The 15325-nt window shown below is 36.6% G+C and carries 11 protein-coding genes; 1 reads left to right on the plus strand and 10 read right to left on the minus strand.

What is annotated here, in order from left to right; genetic code table 11:
• Positions 1-101 precede the first annotated feature (101 nt).
• Positions 102-872 (minus strand): alpha/beta fold hydrolase, encoded by a 771-nt coding sequence (locus MKX47_RS09565; protein ID WP_340773428.1) that lies wholly within the window; start codon positions 870-872, stop codon positions 102-104.
• A gap of 338 nt (positions 873-1210) precedes the next feature.
• On the opposite strand from MKX47_RS09565, the gene MKX47_RS09570 reads away from it, so the two are divergent.
• On the plus strand, positions 1211-1885 hold the full coding sequence (locus tag MKX47_RS09570) for a serine/threonine protein kinase (RefSeq protein ID WP_340773430.1): 675 nt from the start codon (positions 1211-1213) through the stop codon (positions 1883-1885).
• A gap of 63 nt (positions 1886-1948) precedes the next feature.
• On the opposite strand, the gene MKX47_RS09575 is transcribed toward MKX47_RS09570, so the two are convergent.
• The 9 genes from MKX47_RS09575 to MKX47_RS09615 form a co-directional block, all read right to left on the minus strand.
• Positions 1949-2476, minus strand: a complete 528-nt coding sequence (locus tag MKX47_RS09575) for a GNAT family N-acetyltransferase (protein WP_340773432.1) — start codon at positions 2474-2476, stop codon at positions 1949-1951.
• Between the two features lie 227 nt (positions 2477-2703).
• Complete coding sequence (locus MKX47_RS09580) at positions 2704-3384, minus strand: DUF4956 domain-containing protein (protein WP_340773433.1); 681 nt, start codon at positions 3382-3384, stop codon at positions 2704-2706.
• Positions 3385-3433: 49 nt separating this feature from the next.
• Positions 3434-4144: a polyphosphate polymerase domain-containing protein gene (locus MKX47_RS09585; RefSeq protein ID WP_340773435.1), complete on the minus strand. Its 711-nt coding sequence runs from the start codon at positions 4142-4144 to the stop codon at positions 3434-3436.
• Positions 4144-5826: a CotH kinase family protein gene (locus MKX47_RS09590; RefSeq protein ID WP_340773437.1), complete on the minus strand. Its 1683-nt coding sequence runs from the start codon at positions 5824-5826 to the stop codon at positions 4144-4146. The genes MKX47_RS09585 and MKX47_RS09590 overlap by 1 nt, the downstream gene beginning before the upstream one ends.
• Positions 5827-5883: 57 nt before the next feature.
• Positions 5884-8985 (minus strand): exopolysaccharide Pel transporter PelG, encoded by a 3102-nt coding sequence (gene pelG, locus MKX47_RS09595; RefSeq protein WP_340773439.1) that lies wholly within the window; start codon positions 8983-8985, stop codon positions 5884-5886.
• On the minus strand, positions 8986-10404 hold the full coding sequence (gene pelF, locus MKX47_RS09600) for a GT4 family glycosyltransferase PelF (protein WP_340773441.1): 1419 nt from the start codon (positions 10402-10404) through the stop codon (positions 8986-8988).
• Between the two features lie 9 nt (positions 10405-10413).
• The gene (locus MKX47_RS09605; RefSeq protein ID WP_340773443.1) at positions 10414-12234 is read right to left on the minus strand and encodes a DUF2194 domain-containing protein; all 1821 of its coding nucleotides are present in this window, start codon (positions 12232-12234) and stop codon (positions 10414-10416) included.
• On the minus strand, positions 12215-13141 hold the full coding sequence (locus tag MKX47_RS09610) for a hypothetical protein (protein ID WP_340773446.1): 927 nt from the start codon (positions 13139-13141) through the stop codon (positions 12215-12217). The genes MKX47_RS09605 and MKX47_RS09610 overlap by 20 nt, the downstream gene beginning before the upstream one ends.
• Entirely contained in the window at positions 13138-15306 is a 2169-nt protein-coding gene (locus MKX47_RS09615) for an NAD-dependent epimerase/dehydratase family protein (RefSeq protein ID WP_340773448.1), read from the minus strand. Before MKX47_RS09615 ends, MKX47_RS09610 begins: the two co-directional genes overlap by 4 nt.
• Between the last annotated feature and the right edge of the window lie 19 nt (positions 15307-15325).

The following is a 15325-nucleotide window of genomic DNA, read 5'->3' on the forward strand; positions in this document are numbered from 1 at the left end:
ATACACAAGTCCTTTCGTTAAGCTCTCACAGTCACTGACCCATTCCCTAGCTTTTGTTTCGCCAAGAACAACAATATATTAGATAAAATGAACTGTTCTATCTACTTACCATTTGCTAAAAATTGAAGCGTGACTTTGTTAAATTCTTCTGCTTGATCCACATTACATACATGCCCACTATTATTTAAAACTACTAACTTACTTGAGGATTGCAGCTTCACTAAGCGCTTCACGGGTTCTAAAAATACGTAATCTTCATCTCCCATAATATAGAGTGATGTGATTTTTGTATCTTTCTCATTGAATTTCACTAAATATTTGGCCATACCACCCGTTAATGTTAGCCAACGTAAAAATTCTCGGTGTTTAATTTTTTTCGCCTCTTGAATAAACAGATAACGCGAAGATTTATGTGTTTTTCTAGGCATTAATATCCACGCAAATAATTTATACAACCACATAAACGGGATAATTCTTTTAAATAGATTGGCTAAGCCCAGTAAAAAGTGAAGCCTTGGTGTAATGCGTATTACCGCCCCGGCGAGGACCATTGTATGAAATCTCTCTGGGTTCGATTCGGCTATTTGACGAATTAACATGGTTCCTAGTGAAATCCCAACAAAATGAGCCTTTTCAATATTTAATGAATCCAGCACTTCAAGAATATCTTGACTTACTAAATCAAGTGTATATTTTGTAGGGCTGTTTTCTATTTCACAAGCACCATGTCCTCGTAAATCGACTACCAACACATTGAACTGCTTTCGATAGGCACGAACTTGTTTATACCAAATCGTTGAGCTCCCGCCAGCTCCGTGCACTAAAACAACCCACTCTTTGTGTTGTTGACTATATATTTTATAATGTAACAACTACTTCTCATCCTTTGATTATTTTACGTCTATTATTAATACGAAAAGTAGCACGTGATAGTTTCATATAAATCAAATATTTACAAATTTCTTACCTAATTACGATAAAAACGTGCCTGCTTAACCAATAAGGATGCGCATAAAAATCGCGAATATTAGTAAGATCACAGCCATATTAATTATTTTCCACATTAAACTAGGGGATTTAATGGCGGTGTAGGTATCTTTTTCATAAAAAGAGCGTCTTATTAAGGATTGTTAAGTAATTCAATGGAATATCAACTTTAAACGTCCTACAAAAAGTATCGTTCAATTTCGTTAATGAAAGGATAAATGCTATGAATAACGAATGGGAAAAAGAAATAGGCTCACTTTCAACTATTAAAGTTTACTCAAACCCCAATAATATGCCGGTAACGATAAGTGGGGACGTTGCTAATTTGAAATGTATAGGTGTGGGGACAGATGCTGCTGTGTTTCAATCTCTTTCCTCCCCCACTTATGCATTTAAAATCTTTGCCCAGGACAAATTAGACAAGGTAAAAATAGAGGCAAGTATTTATCAACGATTAGGTGATTCTTCTTTCTTCCCAACCTGTTTTGCTTCATACGAGGAATACTTGGTTTTAAGTTACGAAGAAGGAAAAACGCTCTATGACTGTGTTCTACAAGGCATTCACATTCCGAGACAGGTGGTAAATGAAGTAGAGGAGGCACGAGCGTTTATTCAGAGTAAGGGGCTTAACCCACGTGACATCCATTTAAAAAATATTATACTTCAAAATGGAAAAGCAAAAATCATCGATGTCTCGGAGTACACAGTACCGGGAAATGATTATCGATGGGAACATTTAAAAAGAGGATATGAGCAATACTATCATTTAATAGATGGTAATTCTGTGCCATTTTGGATCATGGCAACCATTCAAAAATGGTATAATCAGCGTAAGGGCAATTCTTTTTCGTATGAAGAGTTTACAAAAACCATTTTGAAGTTTCTGTATAAAAAATAGTTGAACATAAGTAAGCTTATCATTACTTACTTGCTTACCTGTAAAAAATGCTGCGTGAAGCAATTACAATGAAATCCAATATCTTCTCGTTAGCTTTTGGTCGCCAGGGTCTACACGTTTATCCTCTAATATGCCACCATTGTTTTCAATTACTCCATATGAAGCGATATTGTCATCTGTGCATGTGATTAAAACGCGATCTAATCCGAATTTTTTTGCCTCGATTAAAGCAAGCTGCAACATTTTTGTACCTAAGCCTTGACGTCTTCTGCTTGGCGCAATGGAATAGCCAATATGACCAATATAATTGAATAAATAGTCATTTAGCTCTTTGCGAAAATTAAGCATCCCAACAATTGAATTTGATGTTGAATCGACTGCAATGTATTGCTCTGCTGGCATCCAACCTTCTTGCACAGATGCCCAATGGCGATTTTTTTCAACTTGATGAAGCCATTCTTCTACACTGTTGGCTAACATAAGCTCAGAACTACCTTCAATGCCATTCGAACAATCAGAAAATTCATCTTGATAAGTCAGTATTTGTGCCTTATAAGCAAGAGTTGGTGCAATTAATTGAATGGCCGTCATGAGATCTCCCCCTATTTGTTTCCAAATATTATAGCATGAGTTTATATTTCATAGATACAATATATCGATTCTTTCGTATGATGTTAAAACACCAAAAGAGGCGCTGATTCCATCACCTGGATCAACGCCTCTTTGTTTAAAGTAAAATAAAAAACGCCTGGTGACCAAACCAGACGTTGCACTGCAAGTTATTCTTCACGACAAGAATTTTACTGCCCTCCCTAATTTTATTGTGCATAATCTCCAGTATAATTAACTAGCGAACAAGAATGCAGGCCTTCAATGCTATTTAAATTATTCATAAAACTCGTATTATCATCGACTAAACGAATTTCTACCGTCATTTCAATAAACCCATTGCGGATTGTTTTTGATTTTAGCTTTGTATTTAATTTTTGTAAGGTTTTACGTACTTCTTCCCCAGCCTCATCATTATGCTGGAGAATTAGCAAATAGGTTTCGCCACGCACTTTTTTCTTTGATAACCATGCTAATGTTGCGCCAAATGCAAGCGAGCCGATAATGGCTAGAGGGTACATTTTTGCACCGATTGCGATACCTACTGCAATTGCCCAAAACATGTACACGATATCTAAAGGATCCTTTACCGCAGTACGGAAACGAACAATACTTAACGCACCAACCATCCCTAGAGATAGGACAATATTTGTGCTAATGGTCATAATAATAAGCGTCGTAATCATCGTCATTAAAACAAATGATACATTATAGTTGTAGCTATAAACGACACCACGGAAACAACGCTTATACACCCAATAAATAAACATACCAATACCGAATGAGCACAGTAATCCGATAACAATATCCAAGTATGAAACACTAGCAAAAGAATCTAGCTTAAGTACGCTTTTTTTAATAATATTTTGGAAATTTAATTGATCATCCATAAATAAACTCCTTTAATTGCTGCTTTATAATAAAAGTGGTTGCTGTTATTTATACTTTAAAGTATTGAATCGTTCTTTCACGACAGAGGACATATTTTGAAATCGCCGAACGTGTTAAGCGTTCGGGCTGAAGTAATTGCCGAATGACATCTGGTAAGAAATCATCGTATTTTACTTCTAAAATGACTTGTTCTGGATAAAGAATTTCTTGAAAGACATTATTTTTATGAAATAAGTCGATCCCATTAATGCCTGCGCGTAATTCTTTATCAAATGTAATGCGCACATTCCCTAGTTCATAAATATAGGCCTCGCGTGTGTAATCTACAATCACGCGAGGCTGAAATCGCCGGAATTCTAATGCGCGGTAAAAATCGTGAGTGAGCACTTCGGGACGCTCTTTTAAACTATGGTATTCACCGCGCAAAATGGCGTCATAGTCTTCCCGAGTTAATGGTGCACCCTCTTTATTAATATAATCACCATATTTACTCTTTCGTTCCAACTTGATAATGGCATCATTCTCGTTATAAATACGAATGCGGTATTTTTCGCGTCCGAAAATTCCGTCATTTTTATCGTGAAGGCTATGCTCATGCATTCCATCAAAATACAAGCTTCGTATATTATAGCCATCTGGGCTCGTCGCATGCTTATCTAGTGATAAAAAACTAGCTATCTTTTTTCGTAGTGCAATCATTTCAAAATACGTAATATAATATTTTAGTTCATGTCGAAAATGTTTATTTTCAAAAGCCATTACTCCACCTCAAATCGTAGGACACCAAAATGATTGATGTCTGTTTCTTCATCTCTATATAGCTCAAAAGACGTTTGTTGATTGCCTTGTGCATCGGTTACGGTCACTTCCCAATAATAAACACCCTTAGCTAATTTGGGGACGCGATATTCGTTTGTTCGCAAGCGTTTTTCTGAATAAAGCACTTGCTGCATGTACGGATCACGGGCGACTGTCACATCATAGTAAAGATCATCCCCTTGTAAATCAAAGGAAATTTCCCAACCAAAGACATGCTGATTGCCCTCCAATGGAATCTTTTCCGACATAAAAAATGGCTTTGGTTTTTCGAGATCATCATAATAGCGCATTATCGCATGTTCAGGTGTTTTTACGATACTTTCTACGAATTGATCATAGTTTTTACCGATGATTGGTAAATATTGATTGTCGGGATAGCGTTGTATATAAGGTTTGACGATAGGTCTATATAAATCTAATTGGTTTAGTATCGTTTCTTCATTAATATACATGGCGTTTAGCTCTTCTATTTTAGCTGTTAATTGCTCAATATTTTCTTGTTTTCTGAAATACCGATTTAATAATCGATTCGACCAGTAATTGCTTATCCCCGCTTGATAAGGTCTTATATATTCCTTACTGCGCTGTACATCCCAACCGCCATCATAATCCCAAGGTAAGATGAGCCATGTATCTAAATTTAAAGGAGAATAGAGGAAAAAGTTATTGGCATCTGTATCCATATTATCCATCAATATATTGATTGCTACCCAAGTAAGGATATTTTCTTCATCAAAATGGCGTTCGATGACTTCATCAATCGGTATGCTGTAATCATTGACATCATCTAGCATCTGGATTAACTTATCATGCTCCTCTCGCCCCTTAATTTCTAAAATAGATTCGAACGCTTCTTTCTCATACAGTTCATCTGTATGAGGGCGAATTTGGTCTGGATAACGATTAAATTCGAAAAAGCTGACCTTATATAAATAACCATTTGGATCAAAAAGATGATTCCGTAAAAACTGTTTGTTAGGCTGCTCAATATGTGTGTACAAGCCATAATCAACATATTCCGTTGATCCAGCAGTTGTATCTTTCACATAAAGATGAATAAATTGTGTGCGTAAGCTTGAAATATTCGGAATTGGCTCTATCAAATCAAAGCTTAATTTATTCAATAATCGACTGCCATCGGAAACATGCTTATTTAAATTAATCGTTCTTTGATCATTCCAAGTCGCCGCGCTGTCCAGCAATTTAATTTTATAAGACTTTTGCGTTTTATTGCGTGATGAATTTCCTCGGATGCTAATTTTCGCATTTGCTTTCGTTGCGTCTGCTCCAAACATGCCCGCTTGTGGCCCTGCACCATTTGGCCCACCTTCTGAAACAATAATATCTAATTTTTCTTCGCTATAACGCTCGGTAATGCGATTTAATCCGTACCAATCGAGTTCGGAGTTGTTTGCATTGGGTAAAACCGTTATATATAAGGCTTTGATTGCATCATCTTGATCGCGTTCATAAAGTCTTTTATCGTCTATTTGAATACGATTGTCGGCTGGTATTGTTGATTGTGCTAAGCTCGGTTTTACATCTTCATTCGGTAATTTTTCGGAACAGCCCACACTAATAAATGGAACTAATATAAAGAGTGCTAGTTTTGCAAATTTCATGCCCAAATTTTCACCTGATTTCAGTATCAATCGAAATGTTACTTAGATTATGTGCTGCTAGTTCACTTCAAATCGCAGTACACCAAAATGGTAGATACCTGTTTCTTCATCTTTGTACATTTCAAATGACGTTTGTTGATTGCCTTGTGTATCTGTTACGGTTACCTCCCAATAATAAACGCCCTTATCTAATTTCGGAACGCGATATTCATTCGTACGTAAACCCTTTTCAGAATGAATGACTTGCTGCATATTCGGGTCACGAGCAATTGTCACATCATAGTAAAGATCATCCCCTTGTAAATCATAGGATACCTCCCACTCGAAGATATGCTCATTTTCTTTTACTGGAATTTCCTGCGACATATAGAAAGGTTTTGGTTTTTCAAGATCTTTATAATAAAGTGCTAAAGAGTTTTTAGGTGTCTCTATAATATTTTGTAGGACTTGATCATAATTTTTACTAACAATCGGCAAGTACTGGTTGTCAGGAAACCGTTGGACATACGGTTTGACGATTGGAACATATAAGTCTAATTGCTTCTTTGCCATTGCTTCGTTAATATAGGTTGCGTGCAATTCTTCCAATTTGGCTGTTAATTTATCCACATTTTCTTGCGCTCTAAAATAACGATTCAGCAAACGATTTCCCCAAAAATTACTAATCCCAGATTGATATGGTCTAACGAAATTTTGGCTACGTCCAGCATCCCAACCATCATCATAATCCCATGGTAAGATAAGCCATGTATCTAAATTTAAGGGGGAATAAATGAAAAAGTTATTGGCATCTGTATCCATATTGTCCATTAAAATATTAATGGCTACCCATGTTAGTAAATTTTCTTCATCGAAATGCTTTTCGATGACATCATTAATAGGGAGACTGTAGTCATTAACATCCTCTAACATTTTAATAAGCTTTTCATGTTCTTCTCGCCCTTTTATTTCTAAAATCGATTCAAAGGCTTTTTTGTCATATTTTTCATCGGTACTAGCTCGTATTTTATCTGGATAGCGATTAAATTCAAAGAAAGTAACTTTATAGAGATAGCCATTCGGATCAAAAAGATGGTTCCGTAAAAATTGCTTATTCGGCTGTTCCATTTGTGTATACAAGCCGTAGTCGACATAGTTCGTTGATCCAGATGTTGCATCCTTTACATAAAGATGAACAAACTGCGTGCGTAAACTTGAAATGTTTGGTATCGGTTCCATTAGGTCGAAACTTAGCTTATTTAATAGTCGGCTACCATCAGAAACATGTTTATTTAAATTAATTGTTCTCTGATCATTCCAAGTACCCGCACTATCCATCAGCTTAATTTTGTAGGACTTTTGTGGTTGTTTTCGCGCTGAATTTCCGCGGATGCTAATTTTTGCATTCGCTTTTGTTTCATTCGCCCCGAACATGCCTGATTTTGGTCCAGCACCATTTGGTTCCCCCTCAGAAACGATGATGTCTAATTTTTCTTCGCTATAACGTTCTGTAATGCGATTTAATCCATACCAATCGAGCTCAGGATTTTTTTCATTCGGTAAAACCGTTACATACAGTGTTTTAATCGAATCATCTTGATCTCGTTCATAAAGCCGTTTATCGTCTATTTGAATACGGTTTATTATGGAGGTTGTCGGCTGACCTGAATTGGCTTCCACATCATCGACTACTACATCTTCGTTACATCCTGTTAAAATGAATGTAAGCACTACAATGGATAGGAGTGTTGTCGGTCTTTTCCTAAAGAAATTTTTGGAATTTTTTTTAGCCCCAATCGTTAATAATGGCTGTGGACAGAACGTACCGTAGTCAATATTTACTGAAATATAATTTAATCGGAAAAATGTTAAGCATAGTCCGATAAAAGACGCTATAAACATCCCCATACCGTGCCAGTTAAATTCCATTGTGATATACGATAAACTGGCATTCAAAACGATAAAAGTTCCGCTTATTACTAATAATCCTTTTCGATCATCGAAATACATGAGTAAATGGAGTAATAAAAACATCATTATAAAAAAGAAATAAGCGAAACATAAAATGATAAATAAATCTAATTGTTCCATGGAGAAGCCCATTCTTGGTAATAATAAAATACCAAGCGCGATGGATAATGTTGTAAACAATAATTGAATTTCTGCTAAAAAGCCTGTTTTATGGATGATTACTTTTTGTAGGCGCTGTTTTGCCTGCTGTATACTTTCATATGTGCCACCATCAAGAATATTTTTATAGTAATTTAAAAATTTCTCATAAAAGTCGGTTTCGATTATAACAACAAAGAATATTAAGGATGGTACCACTGTTAGATAGGCATAAAATACGGCCACATCATAAAGTGGCATCAGCAAAAACTGATTTGAAATTTGGGCATGATTATCTGCAAATAACCAATAAACAATATTGTGGATATAGACCCCTGAATAGACGAATAGCCCCGTAAATAGTGCTCCTGGATAGGTTTTAACTATTCGTAAAAATTGAAAATGATCACGCTGCTTATTGCGTGGAAATACATGCTCAAAATGCAAGGATGACCAGATAATAATACTTGCAAAGCCGATATTCATCCCAAGTAGTGCAATAACAACTGGATCCCATGATGTGAAATAAAACAAAAGAAAGCTTGTTAAAATCGAAAGGACGACGGCGATTAAAAACCCTCTAAAAATACGCTTATAATCCTTTAAAGCAGACAAGAAAATATTTTGAATCCAAATGGTAATAAGCTCAATAAAATAAATATACGCGACAATTTTATAACTGATATGTTCATTAACACCCCATAAAAACAGCGCGGCGATAATGGCAGCAATCGGTATCATGACAGTTAAACTACCGTAATAAGCCGTAATAATTTGCTCATATTGACGTTCATAGATTTTATCTGCGATGAATCTTGTCACAAGCATCGACAAGCCTGAAGTGACAATAACTGAAAACACAAAGCTATAGGCAATGGTCGCAATAAATAATTCATTTTGAAGAAAGGTACTATCGTTTTCACGCATCATCATTTGCTGTACGAATACAAGGATTAAACAAAGAATCATAGGTCCGACTGTTGTCATCGTGGAATAGCTATACGCTTTAATATTTTGAGCAAGCCCTTGTTCTCGATATAGCTTTCGTAGTTCAAAACCAATTCCAGCCATTTACCTCACCGTCCCTAATTCTTGATAGATTTCTTTGTAGCTCCTAATAAACGCTTGACGTGTGTAATGAGATGACACACGATTAAACCCATTTTGCCCCATCTCCAGTCTAAGTGATTCATCTAAACAGAGCTTAACGATGTAATTCGCCATCTCTTCATAATGCATAACGGGTACGATAAATCCGGCAGGGCCAAACGGATCATTGGGACGCCCTTCTATCAATTCTCGGCAGCTTCCCACATTCGTTGAAATAAAAGGCTTACTGCAAGCAAAGCCCTCTAATATTGCTAATGGCTGACCTTCACTAATACTTGAAAGCAGCAGAAAGTCAATATCCCCTAAATATTCCTTAATATTAACCATACCTGTAAACGTAATTTTTTGACTATTTAATAGCTGGACAAGCTGCATACATTCCTCATAATACTCCTCGTTTTCCTCGGCTGGTCCCATAATAAATAATTCGACATTCGGCAGTTGTTGCTCTACTAATGCGAATGCTTGAATCATCATTTTAATATCCTTAATCGGCACAAGACGTACAATTGCGCCAATTCGTATTGTATCGTCCTGAACGGTTCGAACAATATGACGGTAATCGTGAATATCAATGCCATTCGGAATAATACGTATTTGCTCTGGGTCACAACCGAGTTCCACTTGAATTTCCTTATTACGTTCGAATAATGTAATAATTTCGTCGGCTAATGTATAAATAGAATTAGATAAGGTGTAAAAATAATTAATCCATAAATCTTTAAAATAGCCCTTTACCCAATGTGCTTTAATGATTTCTTCTTCACGCTCCCTTGAATAAATGCCATGTTCCGTTAAAATGAGCGGCTTATTATAAATTACTTTTGCCAGGGCACCTACCACTCCGGCATAGCCGGTCGAAACCGCGTGATAAATGTCGGCTTTTGGAATGTCACCGCGCACCAGCATGAACAAAGGTAAAAGCATGGAGCCTACCGTCCAAAATAGCTCCGTAAAAGGCACATGCGTATACTTTGTTTTCGCCAAATCTTCTACTAAATCATAATAGTCCTTGCTTGATAAAAACTCACCAACATTTGTGAAATGATTACTTCTAATCAGCTGGAATAATGCGGCCCAGTCTACATTATTTGAACCGTTTACTAATGAAATTAAGCTGTTTCTTTGCACATCGCTTAAATGATAACGCTTTCCAGACTTGGCTTCTTCATATAAATGATCATCTAAAAAAAATTCATGGACTTCAATTGCGTTTGCTGGCAATGAATAGTTAAATTTCCCTTGCTGTTTACGTTCAGCGGCAATCGCATAAATGATAAATTCATGCTCTGGCATCGCATGCATCAAACTATGAATCCAACTAGAAACACCCCCCGCTACGTAAGGGTAAGAACCTTCTGCGATTAAACAAATTTTCATCTTTTATTATTACTCCTTTAATGTCACTTCAAATTGTGCATCTAAAGCTTTGATTAAATAAGCACCGTCATCAATTTTAGTAACCTTACAATTCTCAAGTTTGCTAATTTTTTTATCCGTTCGTAATATAAAATGTTGTTCATTCAAATAATTATCGATTGTTCCTTTCACGACATTGTCCTCTTTTTCGATTATAGTCGTCGTTTGCAAAGTGGAAGCAATGGCCATTGCTGCTTCTGAAGCCTTCATTGCGCGAAGCCAAGGATACGTTTCTTGAATGGTAGTCATAAAGTGATCAAACTCTTCATACATTTCTGACCAGCTGCCCCCAGCTCGGTCTGAACTAATAACATCGTCTGGGTGAACAAAGTGAGAAAATACACCGATACTTGTTAATGTATTAGCGATTGCCCAGTCATCAGAAACAGTGCGGGCATACCCAGAGGAAATACGCGGCATTTCAATAATGCCATCGTCTGCAACTTCGAATTCCTGATGGTAAGAGTTGCCGCTGATATCTTCCAAATAGAGAGAAGATATCGTAGTTAAATCAGGCCAGCTATTGATTAATGCCTGACGCCCCTCTTTTGATAAGACATTAGAAGGCGGTACATATGTCGTTATTTTATAGGATGGAAAAGCTTGTTTTGTATAGCTTTGTAACTCAAGAATGGATTTTTCCATATCTTCACGACTTTTCCATGCGTTATAGCCAAACGTAGAAGAAACCTTTTGGTCCATCGTTAGAGACTGATGATTATATCCGTGAAAGCCGATTTCCCCGCCATTTTGAATCAATTCCCGACCAAAGGAAATTAAATAGACAAATTCCTTATCTTCCACATTATCGAAAGGTGGAGTCACATTATCCAAATAGGACTCAATGATCGCGCCAGTATATCGAATATCGGCCCTAGCAGAGCTTTTTAGCATATTTGGCCACCAAATGGATTGATAGAAGGACGCAAGATTTTTTTTGTATTCATTGTAAATCATGTCATTTTGACTTTTGGCGATGGGTGCTGGGAAGTCATCAATGAAAAAGGTTTTTGTATTAAAAATAGGATACATATAATCCGGTTCCATTAAGCTAACGGCGCCAGCTATGATGCCTCGTGACGATTTTTGAAAAAGTAATCCGCCATTAAACACCATAAATGCCCCTTCGCCATAATTTGATTTCCAAAGTAACGGATTTTTTGTTGTGCTTTCCATATAGACGGTCGCATCATTATTGAGCGCAACGCCTAAGCCTACATCATCCATTGCATCTTCAAAAAATGTCTTTCCCGTTGTCCCAATTAAAACATTCGATTTCATATGCATTCCCGTTGTTGTGACATAGGTTTCATAATCTAAAATCCCTAATTTGCGATATAAAATTTCAAAGTGGGAATTCAGTGTCAGCACATTCATTAAGAACAGATGGCCACCAGCAGCTACATAGTTTTCTATTTCCTCCACCGTTCCGAGATCCTCTAAATATGGCGTACTGAGCAAAATAGTAGGACAGCGATCGAATGCTATCTTTTCCGTTGCTACATCAAATGTTCGCGTGCTTTTTTGCATATATTCAAGTGTCTTTTCTGCATTATTTTTTAAATCAATCGAACTTTCATCGTAAACGATACAATAAGCTGGATTTTCTGTATCAATTTTTCGATCTTTATTCATGTTTGCGGAAACAACGAGTTCCTTCATATCTAAAATGTCTTCATTATCCACCATTTTCAATACCATTTGAGAGCGTGTAATTTGTAAAATGATCCCAAATAAAAAAATTAGTAGGACAACAAAGATCATTTTTTGGTTATTCCATAGCCATTTCATTTGTATGATTCACTCCAGTCGACCAATAGCGTAGCGTGACTAACGCGTCATTTGTTAGCGTAATTGGTGCCTTTTTTAAACTATTTAAGACGATATTAAATTGGGTCGCGGCTTTTAATTCACAATAGATGGCTAGCAATTGTAAATAGGGCTTCTCTGAATGTGGATAAAGTTCTTTAAATAAGAGTGCGGTTTGTTCAGCAGCCTTTAATTCGCCTAGTGTTAGTTCCATATTTATTTTTTCATTGAATAATGCTTCTGTTGCTTGATTACTGTCAATAATTGTTTGGATCACTTGTATAAAGGTCATACGATAGTTTTTAGTGGACTGCGTATCTAGGAAGCCACTGCGCAAATATTCTTTAATAACGTCAACATATGTGAGTCCTACTTCTAGATCTTCAGGGTTTTGACTAAATTCCACCGATAATTTCTGTAGCAGTAAAGATAGCTCACGTTTCACTTCGATTACCGCTGTGACAGCATAGTGAGATGTTTCCGTATCATCATTCAACACCGCCGTTTGTAAAATGTCTAAATAGTTCATCGCATCTTGCTTTAATAAGTCCAACATAACGCGGCGGCGAGTTGTATAGTCACTAATAATGAGCGCCTCTTCAATCGAAACAACCGCTAATTCACGCTCTTTTTCAATGACTGTTTTTGAGGAGCGCAATTCGATTGGGATATCCTCTGTTTGGGCGTTCATATAGGCATTGAACTGGTCACCTTCATTTTTAAGCATCTTTTTCGGCCAAATGCTCGGAATCAACCAACCGATAATTGGTAAAAAAACAACCAGTATACATTTAAATAACCAAGCATGAAAATTGCCTCGTGCAAAGAACCATAAAACAATGACCGAAATCGCAACATAGAGTAAGTAAATAAATAAGAGAGCGGTCATAGCGGTACCTCATCATAAATGACATTTTCGATACCTATGTTATTAAATCGATTTATAATAAGCGGGATATCTCCTTGCTTTGTATTTGAAAGTAAAATATAAAGCGTATCTTCCAAATAGCTAATATAATCGGTCTCCCTCAATAAATGATTTACTTTTTCAGCCACTTGCTGCGATGTATGTGCGATGGCAGGAATTTTAATTAGGGCATAAGGCATATTATATTTTTCTTTTGCCAGTATTTTGCTATTCAATATTTCATGGAATACATCTGGCTGGAGCATGATGGATTGCCCGATGTATCGACTTTCTTCAGTAAATTGAATATATTCAAAGGCACGGCTTAGTGATGTTTCGATTAAACCTGCAATTACTTTGAATAAGTTTTCATGATAGTTAGAAAAGCTTGTAAAGGGTAAGCCGTCAATCGTAATAATGGCCTTAATCGTATTATTATAGTAAATGGGTGCAGCCATTACGGGTACATTGGCAAGTAATTTTCGATTAGCAAAAAGAGTATTTGTGCTAATGATTTGCTGTATATACGGTGTATCCTCTACTTTTAATGAGCTCGAATATGTTTTTTCATTTTGTAAATACGAACTTGCTACTAGTCGAAGATATGTTTCATCTTTATTTAATAAATAAATGGAGACATTTTCACAACGCATAATCTTTTGTACAACCTCAATCGTACTCGTAAAAATTTTCTCCGGCTCTACCTCGTTTAACTCTTTGATGATAGAATAAATTTTCCCGAAGCTATCCTCGTTATTTAATACACGTAATTGTAATTCATCCTTTACATCGCGCAGTTCCTCATGAATTGTTTCTAAAAAGTCATAGCGCATACGGAAATTTTCTAGCGCTTCTTTTTGTTCCGTAATTTTAATATTCTTTCGCTGCACAGAATAACCAACGACTAAGCCAATGAATAAGAAAATGGCGATTTGAAAAAAGAATGTTGTATCATACATAAGTGAAACGATTTCTCGTCCTTGACGGAAATAATCCAACAGTAGCAAACTAATGGATAAGCAAACCGCAAAGAATGCTTGCTTATTCCCGTAAATCGCACCGACCGTAATAATATAGAAAATACCAACTTCAAAAACGGATAAAACCGGCATATTTATGTTTAGTACGAGTACACTTAAAATGAAGAATAATACCGCGTTTTCTAGGTATGATTTAATATGCTTATACCAATTTGGAATGTTCTTCTTTTCCTTAACAACCGCCTGTACAGTTGTTGTCCGTGTTGTACCCCATTCATATGTTTTTTGCAGCCCTTCTTCGAGCGAATACATGGGCACCCAATCTAAATTTTGAATGATACGCCCGTTATCTAAAACAGAGCGTTGTATATCCCCTTCACGATGAGCCACTTGAATCGTTTGAATAGCTCCATGTAACGATTCATAATGGCGAATAAGATCATTGACACTGGATTCGGTATTGGTGGACAAATTATAAGTGCCTGTGAGCGAACTTTGAGAAGCGCGATAGATTGCAAATGCAACATCTCCTACATAAATAAAATCCCGTGTTTGATGACCATCCCCGTGAATTTGAAGCACATTATTCGTTAAAAGGCGTTCCAAAAATATGGAAACGACACCGCCCTCTCCTTCATGCGTTTGGCGCGGGCCATAAACATTTGAAAAGCGGAAACAAATGGATGCTAACCCTTGACTTGCTGCCCAATTGCTGCAATATTTTTCTCCTACAAGCTTACTTAATCCATAGGGTGAAATCGGATTTGTAGGCATGTCCTCCGTTATTGGTAGCAAAGCCTGCTCCCCATACACAGCTGCTGATGAAGCAAAGATAAATTTCTTCACCTTAAATTCCGTCGCAAATTTCAGCATTTGAACGAGACCAACGATATTGCTCTGTGCATCATAGCTAGGATTTTGCATCGATGTCGCCACACTTACTTGCGCTGCTAAATGGACAACGATATCAAAGTTATAAGCAGCAAAGATATCCCGACATTTCGGGTCATCTATCGAAAGCTGATAAAATTTATGTTTAAATGTAATATTTTCAACTTTCCCGGTTACTAAATTATCGATAATATGCACTTCATAGCCTTCTTTAAAAAATCGATCTGCTACATGAGAACCGATAAAACCATAGCCACCTGTTATTAATACTCTCATAAAACCTCTCTCTTTCTTT

Source organism: Solibacillus sp. FSL R7-0668, assembly GCF_038006205.1.
Taxonomy (GTDB): domain Bacteria; phylum Bacillota; class Bacilli; order Bacillales_A; family Planococcaceae; genus Solibacillus.